The organism is Streptomyces speibonae (genome assembly GCF_984686075.1).
This window is the reverse complement of the sequence record NZ_OZ480260.1, coordinates 3,787,881-3,808,680: the sequence shown is the minus strand read 5'-3', so window position 1 is coordinate 3,808,680 and position 20,800 is coordinate 3,787,881. Positions and strand designations below refer to the sequence as shown.

Genomic DNA, 20,800 nt, shown 5'->3' with positions numbered 1-20,800 from the left:
GTCAGACCGCGGACGGCGGGCCGAACACGCCTGGAACCAGGGGATCTTAAATCGGCGGGCGTTCTCGCACCTGTACCTGCGACAATCGGGCCATGACCACGCTCAAGTCGAAGCTGCAGGATGACCTCAACGCCGCGATCAGGGAGCGCGACGAGCTCCGCTCCTCGACGCTCCGGCTGACGCTCGCCGCGATCACCAAGGAGGAGGTCGCGGGGAAGGAGAAGCGGGAGCTCTCCGACGACGAGGTGCAGAAGGTGATCACCCGTGAGGCGAAGAAGCGCCGCGAGGCGGCGGAGGCCTTCGCGCAGGGTGGCCGCCCCGAGCAGGCCGAGCGGGAGAAGGCGGAGGGCGAGGTGCTGGCCGCCTATCTGCCGCAGCAGCTGAGCGACGAGGAGTTGCAGCAGGTCGTCGCCCAGGCGGTGGAGGAGGCGAAGGCCGCCGGGGCCGAGGGGCCGCGCGCCATGGGGCAGGTCATGAAGATCGTGAACCCGAAGGTCGCGGGCCGGGCCGAGGGCGGCCGGGTCGCGGCGCTGGTCAAGAAGGCGCTGGCCGGCTGAGCGGCCCCGCGGAAAGCGAAGGCGTAATTACGCCACGCTCCAATTCAACCGTCACCCGGAAAGATGCTCCGTTCGCATACGGGTGTCCTGGATCCCAGATCGGCGCGTACAACCTGATCGGGACCAACAATGAAGTGTGGTCCACTGCCTACCTGTACTACTCCAGCGCCGGCGGCGGTACGAACTGTGCGAAGCGCCGGACGCGCCGGACGCCAGGGTGAGGTCGAAGACGTAGTTGGCGTCCGGGCCCTCCAGCTCGTACGGCCGCCAGTCGTCGTCCTTGGGCTCCTGCGGCAGCCGGTAACCGTGCTCCTTGGCCTCCGCCGGATCCGTGATGCCCCAACGCCGCTTCATGTTGGCCGCGTTGTAGCTGTGCGCGGGGCGCCCGCCGGGAGCCGGAGGGTCGTAGTCGAAGAAGAATCGCTTCATGCACGCGCGATTCAGCGCGTTCTTGGCACGCTGGATCGCCACTTCGACGCGATGACCATACGGGGAGGTTCGGTATTCCTGAAAGGGGTGCAAACTGTCACGAAAGGAGCTGTTCGGGTCAATGATGTTGGCGCAATTACGCCAGCCGCCGGAGGTATGTCCGATGCCGGTTGTGCGATCGGTGAAAAAAGAGAACTCCCCCTCTTCCAGGAAAAGGGGGAGTCCTGTGGTGCGCGCGGAGGCGGTCAGTCGCGTCCTCCGGGGCCGTTGCCCGGTCCCTCGATGAAGCCCTCCGGGATGGAGAAGGTCGGGTCCGGCTCGGTGCCGCCCGGGCCGCCGTTGCCGCCAGGGCCGCCGTTGTCACCGCCGCCGTTGCCGTTGCCGCCGTTGATCAGGCCGCCGAGGAAGCCGTCGTCGCCGTTGTTCCCGTCGTCGTCACGGTCACGGCCGCGGTCCTTGTCCCGGTCCTTGTCGCGGTCCTTGCGGTCCGGGATGTTCACCAGGTTGAAGTCGGGCGCCTCCTTGCCGTCCAGAGCGCCGTTCATCATGTCGCGCCAGATCGGGCCCGGCACGGCACCACCGAACACCTTGTCGTGCGGGACGCCGCCGATGGTGATGTTCTGCATCTTCCGCTTGTGGGCGGGGTCGCCGACCCAGACGGAGCCGGCCATGTTCGGCGTGTAGCCCACGAACCAGGCCGCGTACCGCTCGTCCGTCGTACCCGTCTTGCCGGCGCTGGGACGGCTGCTGCCGAGGCCCGCCTGCGTACCCGTACCGTCCTCGACCACACCCCTCAGCAGGGTGTTGATGGTGTCGGCGGTGGTCTCCGACATCGCGCGCCGGCAGGTCGACTTCGGAACCTCCAGGGACTCCGTCTTCCCGTCGACCTTCTGGGTGACCGACTCGATGGCCACCGGCGTGCAGTACATCCCGCGCGAGGCGAACGTCGCGTACCCGGCCGCCATCGTCAGGGGGGACATCTCCATGGTGCCGAGGGCGATGGACGGGGCCTGGGCGAGGTCACCGCCGTCGGCCCGCTCGACGCCCATCTTCTCCGCCATCGTCGTCACCGGGCAGATGCCGATCTCCGAGATCATCTCGATGAAGTAGGTGTTGACGGACTTCGCGGTCGCCTCCTTCATGTCGTACGGACCGACCTCGGTCTCGTTCTCATTGGTGAGCGTGACGCCCTTCTCGTTCCAGATCTTGCCGTCGCAGGCCTGGACCGGGCTCGGGTACTCCATCTCGTACGGCGACGCGTACACCTTGGTCGCCGGCATGCCGCCCTCGAGGGCCGCCGCGGCCACGATCGGCTTGAACGTCGAACCGGGCTGGTAGCCCGCGCCGCCGCCGTGGCTCGCGTCGACCGAGAGGTTGAGCATCGTCTCGTTCTTCTTGGCCTCGTTGCCGTACGGCCGGGACTGGCCCATCGCGAGGACCTTGCCGGTGCCGGGCTCCACGATGGTGGCGGCGGTGGCGACCTCGTCCTTCTGGTAGACGTGGTCCTTGACGGACTGCTGGACCGCCTCCTGCGCCTGCGGGTCCAGCGTGGTCTTGATCGTCATACCGCCCCGGTTCCAGACCTTGGCCCGCTCCTCCCGGGTCTTGCCGAAGACCGGGTCGTTGAGGAACACCTCGCGCACGTAGTCGCAGAAGAAGCCCGCGCCCCTGACCGCGGTGATGCAGCCGTTCTTCGGCTTGCTGACCTTCAGGCCCAGCGGGCTCTTGGCGGCCTTGGCGGCCTGCTCCTGGGAGATGTCGCCGACCTCGGCCATCCGCTGCAGGACGACATTGCGCCGCTTCTTCGCCTCCGTCTCGTCGTTGATCGGGTCGTAGCGGCTCGGTGACTGGACGAGACCGGCGAGGAGGGCGGACTCCTGGATGTTGAGGTTCTTGGCGGACTTGGAGAAGTAGCGCTGGGCGGCGGCCTCGATGCCGTAGGCCTGCTGGCCGAAGAAGGTGATGTTCAGGTAGTTCTCGAGGATCGTCTTCTTGCCCAGCTCCTCCTCGACCTGGATCGCGTACTTCAGTTCGCGGATCTTGCGGCCGATGGTCTGCTGGGTGGCCTGCGCGACCTTCGTCGGGTCGTCGCCGGCCTCCTCGACGAAGACGTTCTTGACGTACTGCTGGGTGAGCGTGGAGGCGCCCTCGGAGACCTCACCGCTGCGCGCGTTGCTGTTCATCGCGCGCAGGACGCCCTTCAGGTCGATCGCGCCGTGCTCGTAGAAGCGCGAGTCCTCGATCGCGACGATCGCCTTCTGCATGTACGGCGAGATGTCCTTGAGGCCGACCACCGTGCGGTCGCGCGAGTAGACCGTGGCGATCTCGCCGCCCTCGGCGTCGAGGATGGTGGTGCGCTGGCTCAGCGGCGGGGTCTTCAGGTTGGCCGGGAGCTCGTCGAAGCTCTCCACCGAACCCTTGGCCGCCAGGCCCAGCGCGCCCACAGCGGGCAGCGCGATGCCGGCCATGACGGCCCCCGCGAGGACACTGACACCGAGGAACTTGGCAGCCTGCTGTGTGGGAGACAGGCCACCGCCCGAGCGCTTCTTTGGCATAGGAGCAGCCTACGTTCTCATTCGCCGGACAAGCGTATATGCCTTGGCCTAAGCTGCACTCAACTGTCACAGCAGTGAGGCCACGTAATCAATACGTCCGGCAGCCCCGAAGCGTTCCGGATCTCTTCGACTTTTTTCACATGAGTTCCGTCGAAGGGTGTTGAGCCCGTGTCCGGATCCACCTCGTGTGTCATGCGGTGTCCGTTGTGACGCAACTGAACTGACCCGCAATGCCCCCTTTGTCGGGCATGTCGCCCCCTCACTCCCCCGGGTGATCTGCCGCTTACCCATAGTCCGTTCGGACCATTCAAGATTGGGCCCGCTGGGGGTGTTGCGCTGTGCCCACCTTCCGTAACGTCCTCAACTGGCGGCGGTGAATATGCCGCTGCCGCCGTGGGGGAGCCTCGATTCGGGAGAGGACGGCGCCGGTATGGGCTGGGTTACCGACTGGAGTGCGCAGGCTGCCTGCCGCACTACCGATCCGGATGAACTGTTCGTGCAGGGAGCAGCGCAGAACAGGGCCAAGGCGGTGTGCACCGGATGCCCGGTGCGTACGGAGTGCCTGGCCGACGCGCTGGACAACCGCGTCGAGTTCGGCGTGTGGGGAGGCATGACGGAGCGAGAGCGCCGCGCACTGCTGCGCCGGCGGCCGACCGTGACCTCCTGGCGCAGGCTGCTGGAGACCGCGCGCACGGAGTACGAGCGGGGGACGGGCATGGTCCCCCTCAACGACGACGAGGTGTACGAGAACTTCGCCGCGGTCGGCTGAGGACCCCTCGCGCGGGGGTTCTCCGGGCCTACGGTGTGACGGGCAGCTCCGGCCGGTCGGCCGCGAGCCGGTCGCCGATGTCCCGCAGCCCTGTGAGGTCGTGCACATCGCCGGGCAGCGCGGCCACCTCGGTCACCGCCACCTCGGGGTGGAGCGCGAGGAAGCGGTCGCGCGTGCGCTGCTCGCGGGAGAGCAGCCGCATCCGCTCGGCATGCAGCCTCAGCAGGCCCGCGGTGAGCCGCTCGACGGGCCGCTCCGCGCCGGCATCCGAATCCGCGTCCGGGGCCGTGTTCCCGTCCGGGGAGTCGACGTCCGTGGTGGCGGGGGAGCCTCCGTCGGGAACGTCCGAAGCCGCGGGAGATTCTGAACTGTCGTACGTGTCGGGAGAGTTACGAAGTCCAGCTTTCCCGTCCTCCTGATCCACAATGCGGGGGTCCTCAAGATTTTCCGCGGCGGCGAGCGCCCGCTCCGCCGAGAGCCGGTCCGCGCCGCTGCCATGGACCCGGTTGAGCACCAGACCGGCCAGCGGCATGTCCTCCGCCGCCAGCCGCTCCACGAAGTACGCGGCCTCGCGCAGCGCGTCCCGCTCCGGGGCCGCCACCACCAGGAACGCCGTGCCGGGCGCCTGGAGCAGCTTGTACGTGGCGTCCGCGCGCGTACGGAACCCGCCGAACATCGAGTCCATCGCGGCCACGAACGTCTGCACGTCCCTCAGCAGCTGACCGCCGAGCACCTTGCCCAGCGCGCCGGTCATCATCGACATGCCGACGTTCAGGAACTTCATCCCCGCGCGGCCGCCCACCTTCGCCGGGGCCAGCAGGACGCGGATGAGCTTGCCGTCCAGGAAGGACCCGAGCCGCTTGGGCGCGTCCAGGAAGTCCAGCGCGGAGCGCGAGGGCGGCGTGTCGACCACGATGAGGTCCCACTCGTCCCGGGACCGCAGCTGCCCCAGCTTCTCCATCGCCATGTACTCCTGCGTGCCCGCGAAGCCCGCCGAGAGCGACTGGTAGAAGGGATTGCCCAGGATCGCGGCGGCCCGCTCGGCGTCCGCGTGCGCCTCGACGATCTCGTCGAAGGTGCGCTTCATGTCGAGCATCATCGCGTGCAGTTCGCCGCCCGCGGAGTCGTCGATGCCCTTGACGCGGCGCGGGGTGTTGTTGAGCGAGTCGATCCCCATGGACTGGGCGAGCCGGCGCGCCGGGTCGATGGTCAGCACGACCACCTTGCGCCCCCGCTCGGCCGCGCGCAGGCCCAGCGCAGCCGCGGTGGTCGTCTTGCCGACGCCGCCCGAGCCGCAGCACACCACGATCCGGGTGTCCGGGTCTTCGATCAGCGGGTCGATGTCGAGCGTGCGGGTGGGGGAGAGGTGGTGACGGGCCGGGTCCTGGGTCCCCGCCGGTTCCGGACGACGGCTCATGGCATCCCCTGCTTCCGGTGCTTCCGATCCCGGTGCTGCCGGCCCGTGACGGGGCCGGTACGGCGGTGGCGGTGACGGAGGTGACGGCCGTTCCGCGATGACCGGGGCGGCCGGGCCGTGCTGGTGCGGGCGGTCATGACACGTCCTGTTCGCGCAGCTGCCGGGCCAGCGCGTACAGACCCGCCAGATCCATGCCCTCCGCGAGCAGCGGCAGTTCGTGCAACGGCACGTCCAGATCCGCCAGCACGGCGCGCTGCTCCGTCTCCAGCGCGTACCGCTCGGCGTACTCCGCCGCCTGCGCGAGCAGCGGCTCCACCAGACGCTCGGCGTGTCCGCCGCGCCGCGCGCCGCCGAGGCCGGCGGACGACAGCGCCCGCGCGACAGAGGAACGAGGGACCGTCGCCACGAGTTCCAGGGCGTCGGCGTCCAGCACCTGCGGCCGCACCATGTTCACGATGACCCTGCCCACCGGCAGCCGTGCCGCGCGCAGTTCCGCGATGCCGTCCGCGGTCTCCTGGACCGGCATCTCCTCCAGCAGTGTGACCAGGTGCACGGCCGTCTCCGGTGACTTCAGCACCCGCATGACCGCCTGCGCCTGGTTGTGTATCGGTCCGATCTTGGCGAGACCGGCGACCTCGTCGTTGACGTTGAGGAAGCGGGTGATGCGGCCGGTCGGCGGGGCGTCCATGACGACGTAGTCGTAGACGAACCGGCCGTTCCTGTCCTTGCGCCGGACCGCCTCGCACGCCTTGCCGGTCAGCAGGACGTCACGGACGCCGGGGGCGATGGTGGTGGCGAAGTCGATCGCGCCGAGCTTTCTCAGGGCCCGGCCGGCGCTGCCCAGTTTGTAGAACATCTGGAGGTAGTCCAGAAGCGCCAGTTCGGGGTCGATGGCGAGGGCGTACACCTCGCCGCCGCCCGGTGCGACGGCGATCTTCCGTTCCTCGTACGGAAGCGCCTCCGTCTCGAAGAGCTGTGCGATGCCCTGCCGGCCCTCGACCTCGACGAGAAGCGTCCGCTTCCCCTCCTTGGCCAGAGCCAGCGCTAGGGCCGCGGCAACCGTGGTCTTGCCGGTTCCGCCCTTGCCGCTGACGACCTGGAGCCTGCTCACGCCTTCGAGCCTAAATGCTCGCCGCGCGGCCCGGCGGCTCCGGGTGGCCGTTCGCGGGCCCCGCGCCCCGCGCGGTGGGCTGACACCGCGGCCATCGCGCTTCGCGCGGGGCGCGGGCACACGGGGTGGGCGGGGGCCGCGGGACCTGCTGCGGCAGCGGCTAGAGTCGGCCGCATGACCAAGTGGGAATACGCGACTGTGCCGCTTCTCGTCCACGCGACGAAGCAGATTCTGGACACCTGGGGCGAGGACGGCTGGGAGCTCGTCCAGGTCGTGCCCGGGCCGAACAACCCGGAGCAGCTGGTGGCCTACCTGAAGCGCGAGAAGCAGGCATGAGCGCCGTCGAGGCGAAGCTGGCCGAGCTGGGGCTGCGGCTGCCGGAGGTGGTGCCTCCGCTGGCCGCGTACCAGCCGGCCGTGCGGTCGGGACCGTACGTCTACACGTCCGGTCAGCTGCCCATGGTGGACGGCAAGCTGCCGACGACGGGCAAGGTCGGCGGGGAGATCACCCCCGAGGAGGCGAAGGAACTGGCGCGTACCTGCGCGCTGAACGCCCTCGCCGCGGTCAAGTCCGTCGCCGGGGACCTGGACCGGGTGGCGCGCGTGGTGAAGGTCGTGGGCTTCGTGGCCTCGGCCCCGGACTTCACGGGCCAGCCGGGCGTCATCAACGGCGCGAGCGAGCTGCTCGGCGAGGTCCTGGGCGACAGGGGCGTCCACGCCCGCAGCGCGGTGGGCGTCGCGGTACTGCCCCTGGACGCCCCGGTGGAGGTCGAAATCCAGGTGGAGCTCACGGAGGCGTAACCCGGGGCGCCGCGCGGGGGGCGACACCGCCGCCGCGGGAATAGGGCCGCATGCCGGTGCCGGGGCGGCATGTCGTCGGCACCGCGTCGCGCGTGCGTGCTGCACGCCGCCCGGGGCTGCGTATGGGCTGCCGTCTCCGACGGTCGCGGTTCAGCTGTGGCCCCGCCGCCGCGAAGCCGCGGTTCGCGCGTGAACCGCGCGCGGGTCCGTTGCTTGCCGTATGCGCCGTATGCGCCGTATGCGCCGTATGCGGTGTCGCGCCGTGGAGGCGGGTGGTCATCGGCGGTGTCTTCAGCGGCCCTGACGTCGCGGTGGCCTCTGTCCTGGCCGCCCGCTCGACGCCTGTGGGGGCGCTGCCGCGTGGGCGTCGTCGCCGGTGTGCGTCTGGCCTGTGGCGGCCCCTCGGTCGCACGTTCCGGTGCGCCCTGCGGCTTCCGGGGACGTGACGGGCGGCGGTGTCTTCCGCGGCTCCGGTGCCCGCCCCACGCCGGAGGCGGGTTGGGCCCGTTCGCCGTCCGGGAGGACGCGAGGCGACTCGGGCACGGCCCACATCTTCCGGGGGGTGCACGGGCGCCGGTGCCCGCAAGGGCTGTGGTTCCCCCGTGGCCGCTCTTCCGGCTGCCGAGGCGGGCCGGGGCCCGACCAGTTGTCGGCGGCGCCGTGGAGTCGCGGTCCGGGCGCGAACCGCGTGGGTTCGTCGCCGTAGGGGTGGCGTCGCCGGTCGTGGAGGCGGGCGGGCGTCGGGTCCGGTCGGCGTTGTCGTGGGCGTGCGTCTCGCCTGTGGTGCCCCTCGGTCATTGCGGCCGTCGGGTCCGGATGCCGTCGGACGGGGCGCGGCCACCCGGGGTGGCAATCGCCGTGGTCCCCCGTCGTCGCGGTGGGCACTCGAACATCCGGGCGTCTCGGGTTAGCCTCCGGCCATGGTGAATGCGCGGGCGGACGGTCAGTGGTACCCCCCGGAGTGGCCGGAGCGGATCCGGGCGCTCGCGGGCGGCGGCCTCACGCCCGTCACGCCGAAGCGCGCGGCCACCGTCATGCTGCTGAAGGACACCGGCGGCGGACCCGCCGTGCACATGCTGCGCCGGCGTACGTCCATGGCCTTCGCGGGCGGCGCCTACGCCTACCCCGGCGGCGGCGTCGACCCGCGCGACGACGACCTGCACGTCCGCTGGGCGGGCCCCTCGCGCGCGTGGTGGGCGGACCGGCTCGGTGTGGACGAGGCGGGGGCGCAGGCCATCGTCTGCGCGGCCGTACGGGAGACGTACGAGGAGGCCGGGGTGCTGCTCGCCGGGCCCACCCCGGACGGTGTGGTCGGTGACGCCACCGGCGACGACTGGGAGGCGGACCGTTCCGCGCTCGTCGCGCGGGAGACGTCCTTCGCGGAGTTCCTGGACCGCCGCGGACTGGTCCTGCGCTCCGACCTGCTCGGCGCCTGGACCCGCTGGATCACCCCCGAGTTCGAGCCCCGCCGCTACGACACGTGGTTCTTCGTCGCCGAGCTCCCGCGGGGCCAGCGCACCCGCAACGCCTCCACGGAGGCCGACCGCACGGTGTGGATCACCCCCCGCGCGGCGTCCGCCGCCTACGACCGGGGCGAGCTGCTGATGATGCCCCCGACCATCGCCACCCTCCGTCAGCTCACGGTGTACGCCACCGCCGCGGAGGCGCTCGACGCGGCTCCCGCGCGGGATCTCACGCCGGTGCTGGCCACCGCGCGTCTGGTGGAGGGTCAGATCGTGCTCTCCTGGCCTGGACACGACGAGTTCACCCAGCACATCCCGACCGGGGGAGCCACCGTATGACGGACGCAAGCACCCTGCCCGGCCAGCCACGGGGCGGTGTCCTCTCCGGCCCCGCCACCGCGCGTGCCGTCAACGTGCTCGCCCCGAACGCCTCGCCGATGACCCTGGACGGCACCAACACCTGGATCCTGTCGGAACCGGACTCCGACCTGGCCGTCGTGGTCGACCCCGGCCCGCTGGACGACGGGCATCTGCGGCATGTCGTCGGCACGGCGGAACAGGCCGGCAAGCGCGTGGCCCTCACCCTCCTGACGCACGGTCACCCCGATCACGCCGAGGGCGCCGCCCGGTTCGCCGAGCTGACCGGCACCAGGGTGCGGGCACTGGACCCGGCGCTGCGGGTCGGGGACGAAGGGCTGGCCGCCGGGAACGTCGTCACCGTCGGAGGCCTGGAGCTCAGGGTCGTACCGACGCCCGGCCACACCGCCGACTCCCTGTGCTTCCATCTCCCGGCCGACCGGGCGATCCTCACGGGCGACACCATCCTGGGGCGCGGTACGACCGTCGTGGCCCATCCCGACGGCCGCCTGGGCGACTACCTGGACACGCTGCGCCGGCTCAGGTCGCTCACGGTCGACGACGGCGTCCACACGGTCCTGCCGGGCCACGGTCCCGTTCTGGACGACGCACAGGGCGCCGTGGAGTACTACCTCGCCCATCGCGCCCACCGCCTGGCCCAGGTCGAGACGGCCGTCGAGGACGGCCATCGCACGCCGTCCGAGGTCGTCGCCCATGTCTACGCCGACGTCGACCGCTCCCTGTGGCCCGCCGCGGAGCTGTCCGTGCGCGCCCAGTTGGAGTATCTGCGGGAGCACGGTCTCATCTAGGGCCCGTGGACGCCCGGTCGCCCCGGACGTCCGTCACGCGGGGCGCGGCGCCTTCACGCCGTGCACGCGCGCGTACTCCTCGGCGAGCCAGGGGCCGAGGTCGTCGACGTACGAGGCGAGGATCCCGGCGTCACCGGCCGGCTCGTGACCGAGGACGGCGGCGGCCCGCATCTGCGCCGCCCGCTGCGGGTAGTACGCGCCGAACGCCGCCGCCATCTCCGTCAGATCGCTGGTCCAGCCGTTCCACCGCGGCATGACCAGGGTGAAACCGGTCCGTACGAGGTGCCGGGACATGAAGCGCACCAGCGGCCGCCTGGCCTCCTCCGTGCCGGCGGCCCCGGCGATCCGCTCCCGCCAGCGGGGGAGCAGCAGCGCCAGGTCACCGTTGGTCTCGCGGGCGAGCAGCGAGTCGGGCCGGTAGCGCGGCAGGACGGGGGCGAGATCCTCGCCGGACAGGGGTGTGCACAGGCAGGACACGAACCACCCCAGGTCGTGCCGTTCCAGCTCGCTCAGCAGCCGCTCGCGGCTGAACAGCAGCGTGCCTACGCCGTCGATCTCGCGGAACCCGCGGTCCAGCCGCTCCTCCAGGACGCGGGCGGCGTGGTGGTCGCCTGCGGTCGGCTCGCCGTGCAGCGCGACCAGCAGGTCGAGGTCGCTGCGGCCCACGCGTGCGGTGCCGCGCGGGACGGAGCCGTAGAGGTACGCGCCGTTCAGCCGGGGTCCGAAGGCGGCGGCCAGCCGCTCCCGCGCGGCGGCGACGACCGGGCGGAAGGCGTGCGGCACCCGCGCGAGGGAGCCCTCGCGCGTGAGGTACCCGTGTGCGTCCAGTCCGGGGCGGTGTCCGGCGGCTTCGGCCATGCGGATCACTCTGCCGCGCGGGAGACGTCCGGCGCAGTCCGTTTCCGTGTCGTCGGTGTCAGCGGGAGCGCTTCGCGAGGCGCTCGACGTCCAGGAGGATCACCGCGCGGGCCTCCAGACGGAGCCAGCCGCGCTGGGCGAAGTCCGCCAGCGCCTTGTTGACCGTCTCGCGGGAGGCGCCGACCAGCTGGGCCAGCTCTTCCTGCGTGAGGTCGTGCACCACGTGGATGCCCTCCTCGGACTGCACGCCGAAGCGCCGGGAGAGGTCGAGCAGGGCGCGGGCGACACGGCCCGGGACGTCCGAGAAGACCAGGTCCGACATGGCGTCGTTGGTCTTGCGCAGCCGGCGGGCCACGGCCCGCAGCAGCGCGGTGGCGACCTCGGGGCGGGCGCTCAGCCAGGGCGTCAGGTCGCCGTGACCGAGGGCGAGCAGCTTGACCTCGGTCAGCGCCGTGGCCGTCGCGGTGCGCGGGCCGGGGTCGAAGAGCGACAGCTCACCGATCAGCTCGCCCGGACCGACCACGGCGAGCATGTTCTCCCGGCCGTCGGGGGACGTGCGGTGCAGCTTCACCTTGCCCTCGGTGACCACGTACAGGCGGTCACCGGGGTCGCCCTCGTGGAACAGGGAGTCGCCCCGTGCCAGGGTCACCTCGCTCATGGAGGCGCGAAGCTCCGCGGCCTGCTCGTCATCGAGCGCCGCGAAAAGCGGGTTCCGCCGCAGAACGTCGTCCACGAGTTCTCTCCTTGTCGGCCTGCTCAGGGGATCTTGCTCCCCACGTACCAGGGGACCGTGGTGCCCATTTTGCCGGACGGTCCAAACAGTGTGATCTGTCACAAGGATGCCGTACGGGCCGGTCGGGGTAAGCGGCAGGGGTCCAATTGGACGCCGGTCCTCGGGGGCCGGGGCGGATGTCGGTGCCGGGTCGTAGGCTGGCCGGGTGTCCAAAACGCCGGTGAGAGCACAGGCCGAGGGGGCTGCACGGGTGGCAGTACGTCGCGATTCCGCTGTGGGCGAACAGGGCTCCGATGGCGGTAAGGAGACGGCGAAAACGACAAAGAGGTCGCCGTCGAAGAAGGCCGCCGCCGGTGAGGGCGGTTCGGCCGGCACGGGCGCGACACCGGAGAAGCGGGCCGGTGCCGCGAAGCAGGCCGGTGCCGCGAAGCAGGCCGGTTCGGCCAAGAAGGTGACTGCCAAGAAGGCCGTGACCAAGAAGGCCGTGACCAAGAAGGCCGCCGCCAAGAAGGCCGCCGCCAAGAAGGCCGCCCCCGCCAAGAGGGCCGCCACGGCGGAGGCCGCTGCCAAGAAGCCTCCCGTCAAGAAGGCCCCACCCCCCAAGAAGCAGGTCATCGCTCCCAAGAAGGCGGCCGCCGCCGTGCGGGCCGCTCCCGCGAAGACCGTCGTCAGGCCCGCCGGACAGGAGTCACGTACCGCGCTGGTCCGGCGGGCGCGCCGGATCAACCGCGAGCTGGCCGAGGTGTACCCCTACGCCCACCCGGAGCTGGACTTCGAGAACCCCTTCCAGCTCCTGGTCGCCACCGTGCTGTCGGCCCAGACCACCGACCTGCGCGTCAACCAGACCACCCCCGCCCTCTTCGCCAAGTACCCCACCCCCGAGGATCTGGCCGCCGCCAACCCCGAGGAGGTGGAGGAGATCCTGCGTCCCACCGGCTTCTTCCGGGCCAAGACCAAGTCGGTGATAGGGCTGTCGAAGGCGCTCGCCGAGGACTTCGGCGGCGAGGTGCCCGGCCGGCTCGAGGACCTCGTCAAGCTGCCCGGCGTGGGCCGCAAGACCGCCTTCGTCGTCCTGGGCAACGCCTTCGGCCGCCCCGGTATCACCGTGGACACGCACTTCCAGCGGCTCGTACGGCGCTGGCAGTGGACCGAGGAGACCGACCCCGACAAGATCGAGGCGGCGGTCGGCGCGCTGTTCCCCAAGAGCGAGTGGACCGACCTGTCCCACCACGTGATCTGGCACGGCCGCCGTATCTGTCACGCCCGCAAGCCCGCCTGCGGCGCCTGCCCCATCGCGCCGCTCTGCCCGGCGTACGGGGAGGGCGAGACGGACCCCGAGAAGGCGAAGAAGCTGCTCAAGTACGAGAAGGCCGACCTTCCGGGGCAGCGGCTGAAGCCCCCGCAGGCCTATCTGGACGCCGGCGGCAAGCCCGCCCCGCCGCTGGGGGCCGGATGACGGAGCGGACCGCGCCACGGCGGCCCGCGGAACGATCTCGGGGCCGCCGGGCGTTGGACCCGTGGGAGGCGGCCGGACGACAGGGGTGGCGATGACGCGCACGAGCGGTACCCAGGGCGGCCGGGTGACGCTCAGCCGGGAGGGGCTGCCCTCCTGGCTGGATCCGGTGGCCCGCGCGGCGGAGACGGTCGCGCCGCGCCAGCTGAGCCGTTTCCTGCCCCCGGAGAACGGCGCGGGGCGCCAGTCCGCCGTCCTCATCCTCTTCGGTGACGGCGAGCGCGGCCCAGAGCTGCTGCTCATGGAGCGGGCGAGCTCGCTGCGCTCGCACGCGGGGCAGCCGTCCTTCCCGGGCGGCGCCCTCGACCCCGAGGACGGCGACCCGCTGGGCGACGGACCGCTGCACGCCGCACTCCGCGAGGCCCGGGAGGAGACCGGACTCGATCCGTCCGGCGTCCAGCTCTTCGGCGTACTGCCGAAGCTCTACATCCCGGTCAGCGGTTTCGTCGTCACCCCCGTGCTGGGCTGGTGGCGCATGCGCACGCCGGTGGGGGTCGTCGACCCGAACGAGACCGCGCGGGTGTTCACGGTCCCCGTGGCGGACCTCACGCACCCCGACAACCGGGCGACCACGGTTCACCCGAGCGGGTACCAGGGCCCGGCATTCCTGGTCGAATCCGCCCTTGTGTGGGGGTTCACCGCGGGCGTCATCGACCGGCTGCTGCATTTCGCCGGGTGGGAGCGCCCCTGGGATCGCACCAAGCAGGTCCCGCTGGACTGGCGCTCGTGACAGGGTGGGCGCCGTGCTGGGTACGACGAGGCGGGGCGTGAAGCGGTGAACGTGCTGGACATTCTGTTGCTGGTCGCCGCCGTGTGGTTCGCCGTCGTCGGCTACCGGCAGGGTTTCGTCGTCGGCATCCTGTCGGTGATCGGCTTCCTGGGCGGGGGGCTCGCCGCCGTCTACCTGCTGCCCGTCGTCTGGGACGCCACGACGGACGGCGCCGAGGTCGGTACGACGGCGGCCGTCGTCGCCGTCATCGTGGTCATAGTCTGCGCCTCCGTCGGCCAGGCCCTGACCACTCATCTCGGCAACAAGCTGCGCCGCTACATCACCTGGTCGCCGGCCCGCGCGCTGGACGCCACGGGCGGTGCCCTGGTCAACGTGGTCGCGATGCTGCTGGTCGCCTGGCTGATTGGAGCCGCCCTGGCCGGCACGACGCTGCCGACGCTCGGCAAGGAGGTCCGCAGCTCCAAGGTGCTGCTCGGGGTCTCGCGCGCGCTGCCCGACGAGGCGGACACCTGGTTCCAGGACTTCTCCTCCGTCCTCGCGCAGAACGGCTTCCCGCAGGTCTTCAGCCCGTTCGCCAACGAGCCGATCACCGAGGTCCGGCCCCCGGACCCGGCCCTGGCGGGCAGCCCGGTCGCGCTCCGCGCGCAGCGTTCCATCGTCAAGGTGATGGGCACCGCGCCGAGTTGCGGCAAGGTCCTGGAGGGCACCGGCTTCGTCTTCGGCGAGCGCCGCGTCATGACCAACGCGCATGTCGTGGGCGGCGTCGACGAACCGACCGTGCAGATAGGCGGCGAGGGCAGGAAGTACGACGCCACCGTCGTCCTTTACGACTGGGAGCGCGACATCGCCGTCCTCGACGTGCCCGACCTGAGGGCGCCCGCGCTGCGGTTCTCGGACGAGGACGCGAGCAGCGGTGACAGCGCCATCGTCGCCGGCTTCCCGGAGAACGGGGCGTACGACGTCCGCGCGGCGCGCCTGCGGGGACGCATCACGGCGAACGGCCCCGACATCTACCACCGCGGCACGGTCCGCCGTGACGTGTACTCGCTCTTCGCGACGGTCCGTCAGGGGAACTCGGGCGGCCCGCTGCTCACCCCGGAGGGCGAGGTCTACGGCGTGGTGTTCGCGAAGTCGCTCGACGACGCCGAGACGGGTTACGCGCTCACCGTGGACGAGATCCGGGAGGACATCGCCAAGGGCCGCAGGGCCAATCAGGCGGTGGACAGCGACAGCTGCGCGCTGTAGCCCTCTGTGTCCCGCGAGCGGGCGTACGGACCGTCAGCCGCGCGGGTGGCGCAGCCGGACCGAGACCCAGCGGGCCCGGCGGCGGAGGATGCGCGGAATTCCCACCCTGAGGTCCGTGGTCGCCATCTGTGGTGCACCGCCTCGCTGGTGGGAGCTCACACCGCCCGCCGAGCGGCGATTGCGGCGTGCGTCACTGTAGTCGTGCGTCCAGCCCATACCCCGACCTGTGCCCCTGGCCCATGGTCGATAACCGCCCCGCGGGCCGCCAATTGGCCTATGCGTCGGGCAATTGGCGTTCGTCGGACAAGCGTTCAGGGGGTGAGTGCCGGGACCGGCACCGACAGCGTTCGCCCGGTTACCGATCGGGCTCGGGATCCTTCAGCCAGTTGATCAGTTCGGTCGAGAAACTGACCGGGTCCTCTTCGTGCGGAAAGTGCCCCAGCCCGTCGAACAGCCGCCAGCGGTACGGCGCTTCGACGTACTGTCCCGAGCCCGCGGCGCTGCGCGTGCGCATCACGGGGTCCAGCGAGCCGTGCAGATGCAGCGTCGGCACCCGCACCGGCCGCTTCATCCGCCGGTTGAACTGGATGCCGTCCGGACGGGCCAGGGAGCGCACCATCCAGCGGTACGGCTCGATCGAGCAGTGCGCCGTGGACGGGACGCACATGGCGCGCCGGTAGTTCTCCAGCGCCTTCTCGTCCGGTACGTGCGGGCCCGACCAGTCCTGGATGAGCTTCGCCACCAGCGCGCCGTCGTCCGCGGTGAGCTGCCGCTCCGGGATCCAGGGCCGCTGGAACCCCCAGATGTGGGACATGGCGGCCGACTGCCTGGCGTCGGAGACCATCGCCGCCCGCCAGCGCCGGGGATGCGGCATGGACGCCACCGCCAGCCGCCGTACGAGCTTGGGGCGCATCGCCGCCGCCGTCCAGGCCAGATATCCGCCCAGGTCGTGGCCGACCAGCGCGGCGTCCGGCTCGCCCAGGGAACGGATCACCCCGGTGATGTCCAGGGCGAGGTTGGCGGGGTCGTAACCGCGCGGTGTGCGGTCGCTGCCGCCGACCCCCCTGAGGTCCATGGCGACGGCCCGGAAGCCGGCGTCGGCGAGTGCCGTCAGCTGGTGCCGCCAGGTCCACCAGAACTGCGGGAAGCCGTGCAGCAGCAGCACCAGGGGGCCGTCACCCAGTTCCGCGATGTGGAAGCGGGCGCCGTTGGCGGCGACGTCCCGGTGGGTGAGCCCGGTGCCGCCGGGGATGTCGAGGCGTACGACCGAAGCGGGTTGCGCCGGAGGAGTGGCGGGGTCCGTCATGAGGACGAGCGTGCCACAGCCTCGATGGCCTGGGGGGCCGGCTCCTGCGGCAGCGCGGGACGCGGATGCGGCTTGGCCTTCTGCAGCACGCCGGCCGTCTCCTTCACCGAGGCGGCGACCTTCTGCGGACCGCGGCTCTTCTTCGCCTTCTTGGCGAAGACGGTGCCGATGAGCGCGAGGACGACGGCGACCAGCACGTTCGCGGCGAAGGACAGCAGGAAGCAGAGCGCGAGGTTCCAGTCGCTCCAGGTGCGGATGCCGTAGGCGAGGGCGAAGTTCAGCATCGGCAGGGAGAACAGCAGCAGCAGGCCGGCCGCCGTGAACGCGCCGCCGCTGGTGGCGCCCCGCTTGACGTCCTGCTTGAGCTGCGCCTTCGCCAGCGCGATCTCGTCGTGCACCAGCGCCGACATGTCAGCCGTCGCCGAGGCGAACAGCTGGCCGATGCTGCGTTCGGCGCCGACCGGGCTGCCGTCGGGTGCGCTCATCGCGGTCTCCCTCTTCTGCGTACGTCCTGCGGACGTCCTCATGACTGCGCGTACGGTGTCCGTCTTTTGTACCGTCTCGTCAGATCATGCCGGACCGTGGTCCTGATCGCTTGCCCCGCTCGACACTTCGGCAAGCGCGTCTCGCGCGGCGGCCTTCTCCCGGGCGAGACGCCGGTGCTCGGCGGCCTTGCGCTCGAGGATCTCCGCCATGCGCAGGTGGTACGCCGGGTCGTCCTGTTCGTAGACGTCCGGGACACCGCTCAGGTCGTCGTCGCGCTCCTCCTCCTCGATCAGCCTGCGGTACTTGGCGTTGCGCATCTTCAGCAGGACGGCCGCGAGGGCGGTGGCGATCAGCGAGCCGGTCAGTACGGCCGCCTTCACGCTGTCCGTCATCGACGCGTCGCCGTCGAAGGCGAGCTCACCGATGAGCAGCGAGACGGTGAAGCCGATGCCGGCGAGGGTCGCCACGGCGAACACGTCCGCCCAGGCCAGATCGTCGCTGAGCGACGCCTTGGTGAAGCGTGCCGTCAGCCAGGTGCCGCCGAAGATGCCCAGCATCTTGCCGAGGACGAGCCCGAGGACCACACCGAGCGTCTCGGGCTGGGTGAACACGTCCGCCAGGGCGCTGCCGGATACCGCCACACCCGCGCTGAACAGCGCGAACAGCGGGACCGCGAGGCCCGCGGAGAGCGGCCGCACGAGGTGCTCGATGTGCTCGCCCGGGGACTGGTCCTCGCCCTCGTGACGGTGGCAGCGCAGCATCAGACCCATGGCCACACCAGCGATGGTGGCGTGGATGCCGCTGTTGTACATCAGCGCCCACACGACCAGGGCCAGCGGCACGTACACGTACCAGCCGCGGATGCCCTTGCGCAGCAGCAGCCAGAAGAGGGCCAGGCCCGCTGCTGCGCCGCCGAGCGCCGCGAAGTTCAGCTGGTCGGTGAAGAAGACCGCGATGATCAGGATCGCGAACAGGTCGTCGACGACGGCGAGGGTGAGCAGGAAGGCACGCAGCGCGCTCGGCAGGGAGGTGCCGATCACGGCGAGCACGGCGAGTGCGAAGGCGATGTCGGTGGCGGTGGGCACGGCCCAGCCGGCGAGGGAGCCGCCCCCCGCGCTGCTGGTGATCGTGTAGACGATCGCCGGTGCCGCCATGCCGCAGAGGGCGGCGACCACCGGGAGCATGGCGGCCTTGGGATCGCGCAGGTCACCGGCGACGAGTTCGCGTTTGAGTTCGACGCCCGCGACGAAGAAGAAGATCGCGAGGAGTCCGTCGGCGGCCCAGTGCGCCACCGACAGGTTCAGCCCGAGGGCCTCGGGGCCGAAGTGGAAGTGGCTGACGCTCTCGTAGCTGTCATGCAGTGCGGGTATGTTCGCCCAGATCAGCGCGCCGACGGCGGCCAGCAGTAGGAGGACGCCGCCGACGGTCTCGGTGCGCAGCGCGTCCGTCACATAGGAACGCTCGGGCAACGACAGGTACCCGAAGGCCTTGCGGGGGGTGGGCGTGCGGGGTGGGGTCACAGGCGTTCCTCTGGTCGACGGGTAGCACGAATCGCGTGCCGACCAGACTTCCCGGCGCCCCATGAGACAGCTTTTTGCTCAGTTTAGCCAACGTACCCGAAGCGCACAGGAGCGCCCACGGGCGCCCCACCAGTGGTGGGGCGCCCGGACGTGCTCCGCGGCGGTGCCCGATCAGTCCTCGCTGGGCGCCTGGGGGAGCTTGGCCTGGATGAGATCCATGACGGTGGAGTCGGTCAGGGTGGTGACGTCACCCAGCTGGCGGTTCTCGGCGACGTCGCGCAGGAGACGCCGCATGATCTTGCCGGAGCGGGTCTTGGGCAGCTCGGCCACCGGCAGGATCCGCTTGGGCTTGGCGATCGGGCCGAGGGTGGCGCCGACGTGGTTGCGCAGCTCGCCGACGAGGTCCTCGGTCTCGGCGGCCGTGCCGCGCAGGATGACGAAGGCGACGATGGCCTGGCCGGTGGTCTCGTCCGTGGCGCCGACCACGGCCGCCTCGGCGACCGAGGGGTGGGCGACCAGCGCGGACTCGACCTCGGTGGTGGAGATGTTGTGGCCGGAGACCAGCATCACGTCGTCGACCCGGCCCAGCAGCCAGATGTCGCCGTCGTCGTCCTTCTTGGCACCGTCCCCGGCGAAGTACTTGCCCTCGAAGCGGGTCCAGTAGGTGTCGATGAAGCGCTGGTCGTCGCCCCAGATGGTGCGCAGCATCGACGGCCAGGGCTCGGTGAGGACCAGGTAGCCGCCCCCGCCGTCGGGCACCTCGCGGGCCTCGTCGTCGACGACGGTCGCGGCGATGCCGGGCAGCGGGGTCTGGGCGGAGCCGGGCTTGGCGTCGGTGACGCCGGGCAGCGGGGAGATCATGATGCCGCCGGTCTCGGTCTGCCACCAGGTGTCCACCACGGGGGTGCGGTCGCCGCCGATGTTCTTGCGGTACCAGATCCATGCCTCGGGGTTGATCGGTTCGCCGACCGAGCCCAGGACGCGCAGGGACGACAGGTCGAACTTGGCGGGGATGTCGTCGCCCCACTTCATGAACGTGCGGATCGCGGTGGGCGCGGTGTAGAGGATGCTCACGCCGTACTTCTGCACGATCTCCCAGAAGCGGCCCTGGTGCGGGGTGTCCGGGGTGCCTTCGTACATGACCTGGGTGGCGCCGTTGGCGAGAGGGCCGTAGACGATGTAGGAGTGGCCGGTGACCCAGCCGACGTCGGCGGTGCACCAGTACACGTCGGTCTCGGGCTTGAGGTCGAAGACGGACCAGTGGGTGTAGGCGACCTGGGTGAGGAAGCCGCCGGAGGTGTGCAGGATGCCCTTCGGCTTCCCCGTGGTGCCCGAGGTGTAGAGGATGAACAGGGGGTGCTCGGCCTCGAACGCCTGCGGGGTGTGGTCGGTGCTCTGGCGGTCGACCAGGTCGTGCCACCACACGTCCCGGCCCTCGGTGAAGGCGACGTCCTGGCCGGTGCGGCGGACCACCAGGACGTGCTCCACGTTGTCCACGCGCCCGACCGCCTCGTCCACGGCGGGCTTGAGCGCGGAGGGCTTGCCGCGCCGGTAGCCGCCGTCGGCGGTGATGACGACACGTGCGTCGGCGTCCTGGATGCGGGTGGCCAGCGCGTCGGCGGAGAAGCCGCCGAAGACCACGGAGTGCGCGGCGCCGATGCGGGCGCAGGCCAGCATCGCGATGGCGGTCTCGGGGATCATCGGCATGTAGACGGCGACCCGGTCGCCCTTCCGCACGCCCAGCTCCAGCAGGGCGTTGGCGGCCTTGGAGACCTCGTCCTTGAGCTGGGCGTAGGTCAGGGCGCGGCTGTCGCCGGGCTCGCCCTCGAAGTGGATCGCGACCCGGTCGCCGTGGCCGGCCTCCACATGGCGGTCCACGCAGTTGTAGGCGACGTTGAGCTCGCCGTCCTTGAACCACTTGGCGAACGGGGGGTTCGACCAGTCGAGTGTCTCGGTGGGCTCGGTGGCCCAGGTCAGCCGGCGGGCCTGCTCGGCCCAGAAGCCGAGCCTGTCAGCCTTGGCCTGTTCATACGCCTCCGCCGTGACGTTGGCGTTCGCGGCCAGGTCGGCGGGGGGAGTGAAGCGACGCTCCTCCTTCAGAAGGTTGGCCAGGCTTTCATTGCTCACGGCATCTGCCTTTCC

The 20,800-nt window shown here is 71.0% G+C and carries 20 protein-coding genes; 9 read left to right on the top strand and 11 right to left on the bottom strand.

The features are described 5' to 3' along the window. The first annotated feature begins 92 nt into the window (after window positions 1–92). On the top strand, window positions 93–557 hold the full coding sequence (locus AC5L3C_RS17050; RefSeq protein ID WP_125505083.1) for a GatB/YqeY domain-containing protein: 465 nt from the start codon (window positions 93–95) through the stop codon (window positions 555–557). A gap of 51 nt (window positions 558–608) precedes the next feature. Here AC5L3C_RS17050 and AC5L3C_RS17045 read toward each other — a convergent pair whose 3' ends face one another. Beyond that, complete coding sequence (locus tag AC5L3C_RS17045) at window positions 609–986, bottom strand: hypothetical protein (protein ID WP_493649741.1); 378 nt, start codon at window positions 984–986, stop codon at window positions 609–611. A gap of 245 nt (window positions 987–1,231) precedes the next feature. Beyond that, entirely contained in the window at window positions 1,232–3,541 is a 2,310-nt protein-coding gene (locus tag AC5L3C_RS17040; protein WP_493649740.1) for a transglycosylase domain-containing protein, read from the bottom strand. A 430-nt stretch (window positions 3,542–3,971) separates the two neighbouring features. On the opposite strand from AC5L3C_RS17040, the gene wblA reads away from it, so the two are divergent. Then, window positions 3,972–4,310, top strand: coding sequence for a transcriptional regulator WblA (gene wblA / locus AC5L3C_RS17035; protein WP_493649739.1), 339 nt, complete (start codon window positions 3,972–3,974; stop codon window positions 4,308–4,310). 28 nt (window positions 4,311–4,338) lie between these two features. On the opposite strand, the gene bagB is transcribed toward wblA, so the two are convergent. Continuing rightward, window positions 4,339–5,727: an ATPase BagB gene (gene bagB / locus AC5L3C_RS17030; protein ID WP_493649738.1), complete on the bottom strand. Its 1,389-nt coding sequence runs from the start codon at window positions 5,725–5,727 to the stop codon at window positions 4,339–4,341. 133 nt (window positions 5,728–5,860) lie between these two features. Beyond that, window positions 5,861–6,838: an ATPase BagA gene (bagA, locus tag AC5L3C_RS17025; RefSeq protein ID WP_493649737.1), complete on the bottom strand. Its 978-nt coding sequence runs from the start codon at window positions 6,836–6,838 to the stop codon at window positions 5,861–5,863. A gap of 174 nt (window positions 6,839–7,012) precedes the next feature. On the opposite strand from bagA, the gene sp36 reads away from it, so the two are divergent. From sp36 to AC5L3C_RS17005, 4 genes are all read left to right on the top strand, one after another. Beyond that, window positions 7,013–7,174 carry a Sp36 family protein gene (gene sp36, locus AC5L3C_RS17020; RefSeq protein ID WP_003975360.1) on the top strand — a complete coding sequence of 54 codons (162 nt, stop codon included), beginning with the start codon at window positions 7,013–7,015 and terminating at the stop codon, window positions 7,172–7,174. Beyond that, window positions 7,171–7,638, top strand: a complete 468-nt coding sequence (locus AC5L3C_RS17015) for a RidA family protein (RefSeq protein ID WP_493649736.1) — start codon at window positions 7,171–7,173, stop codon at window positions 7,636–7,638. The genes sp36 and AC5L3C_RS17015 overlap by 4 nt, the downstream gene beginning before the upstream one ends. Window positions 7,639–8,558: 920 nt before the next feature. Further along, window positions 8,559–9,440 (top strand): NUDIX hydrolase, encoded by an 882-nt coding sequence (locus tag AC5L3C_RS17010; RefSeq protein ID WP_493649735.1) that lies wholly within the window; start codon window positions 8,559–8,561, stop codon window positions 9,438–9,440. Beyond that, complete coding sequence (locus AC5L3C_RS17005) at window positions 9,437–10,267, top strand: MBL fold metallo-hydrolase (RefSeq protein WP_493649734.1); 831 nt, start codon at window positions 9,437–9,439, stop codon at window positions 10,265–10,267. Before AC5L3C_RS17010 ends, AC5L3C_RS17005 begins: the two co-directional genes overlap by 4 nt. A gap of 33 nt (window positions 10,268–10,300) precedes the next feature. On the opposite strand, the gene AC5L3C_RS17000 is transcribed toward AC5L3C_RS17005, so the two are convergent. Both AC5L3C_RS17000 and AC5L3C_RS16995 read right to left on the bottom strand, forming a co-directional pair. Then, window positions 10,301–11,125, bottom strand: a complete 825-nt coding sequence (locus AC5L3C_RS17000) for a nucleotidyltransferase (protein WP_493649733.1) — start codon at window positions 11,123–11,125, stop codon at window positions 10,301–10,303. A gap of 58 nt (window positions 11,126–11,183) precedes the next feature. Further along, window positions 11,184–11,858 carry a Crp/Fnr family transcriptional regulator gene (locus AC5L3C_RS16995; RefSeq protein ID WP_004928297.1) on the bottom strand — a complete coding sequence of 225 codons (675 nt, stop codon included), beginning with the start codon at window positions 11,856–11,858 and terminating at the stop codon, window positions 11,184–11,186. A gap of 451 nt (window positions 11,859–12,309) precedes the next feature. On the opposite strand from AC5L3C_RS16995, the gene nth reads away from it, so the two are divergent. The 3 genes from nth (at window position 12,310) to AC5L3C_RS16980 (ending at window position 15,346) form a co-directional block, all read left to right on the top strand. Further along, the gene (gene nth / locus AC5L3C_RS16990) at window positions 12,310–13,314 is read left to right on the top strand and encodes an endonuclease III (RefSeq protein ID WP_493653909.1); all 1,005 of its coding nucleotides are present in this window, start codon (window positions 12,310–12,312) and stop codon (window positions 13,312–13,314) included. Window positions 13,315–13,405: 91 nt separating this feature from the next. Beyond that, window positions 13,406–14,101, top strand: coding sequence for an NUDIX hydrolase (locus AC5L3C_RS16985; protein WP_493649732.1), 696 nt, complete (start codon window positions 13,406–13,408; stop codon window positions 14,099–14,101). A 45-nt stretch (window positions 14,102–14,146) separates the two neighbouring features. Next, on the top strand, window positions 14,147–15,346 hold the full coding sequence (locus tag AC5L3C_RS16980; RefSeq protein ID WP_493649731.1) for a MarP family serine protease: 1,200 nt from the start codon (window positions 14,147–14,149) through the stop codon (window positions 15,344–15,346). Between the two features lie 33 nt (window positions 15,347–15,379). Here AC5L3C_RS16980 and AC5L3C_RS16975 read toward each other — a convergent pair whose 3' ends face one another. From AC5L3C_RS16975 to acs, 5 genes are all read right to left on the bottom strand, one after another. Next, window positions 15,380–15,562, bottom strand: a complete 183-nt coding sequence (locus tag AC5L3C_RS16975) for a hypothetical protein (protein WP_125505068.1) — start codon at window positions 15,560–15,562, stop codon at window positions 15,380–15,382. Window positions 15,563–15,701: 139 nt separating this feature from the next. Next, window positions 15,702–16,652: an alpha/beta fold hydrolase gene (locus AC5L3C_RS16970; protein WP_125505067.1), complete on the bottom strand. Its 951-nt coding sequence runs from the start codon at window positions 16,650–16,652 to the stop codon at window positions 15,702–15,704. Then, window positions 16,649–17,137: a phage holin family protein gene (locus AC5L3C_RS16965; protein WP_125505066.1), complete on the bottom strand. Its 489-nt coding sequence runs from the start codon at window positions 17,135–17,137 to the stop codon at window positions 16,649–16,651. Before AC5L3C_RS16965 ends, AC5L3C_RS16970 begins: the two co-directional genes overlap by 4 nt. An 84-nt stretch (window positions 17,138–17,221) precedes the next feature. Next, window positions 17,222–18,658, bottom strand: coding sequence for a Na+/H+ antiporter NhaA (nhaA, locus tag AC5L3C_RS16960; protein WP_493649730.1), 1,437 nt, complete (start codon window positions 18,656–18,658; stop codon window positions 17,222–17,224). Between the two features lie 171 nt (window positions 18,659–18,829). Further along, the gene (gene acs / locus AC5L3C_RS16955; protein ID WP_125505064.1) at window positions 18,830–20,785 is read right to left on the bottom strand and encodes an acetate--CoA ligase; all 1,956 of its coding nucleotides are present in this window, start codon (window positions 20,783–20,785) and stop codon (window positions 18,830–18,832) included. Window positions 20,786–20,800: the final 15 nt, after the last annotated feature.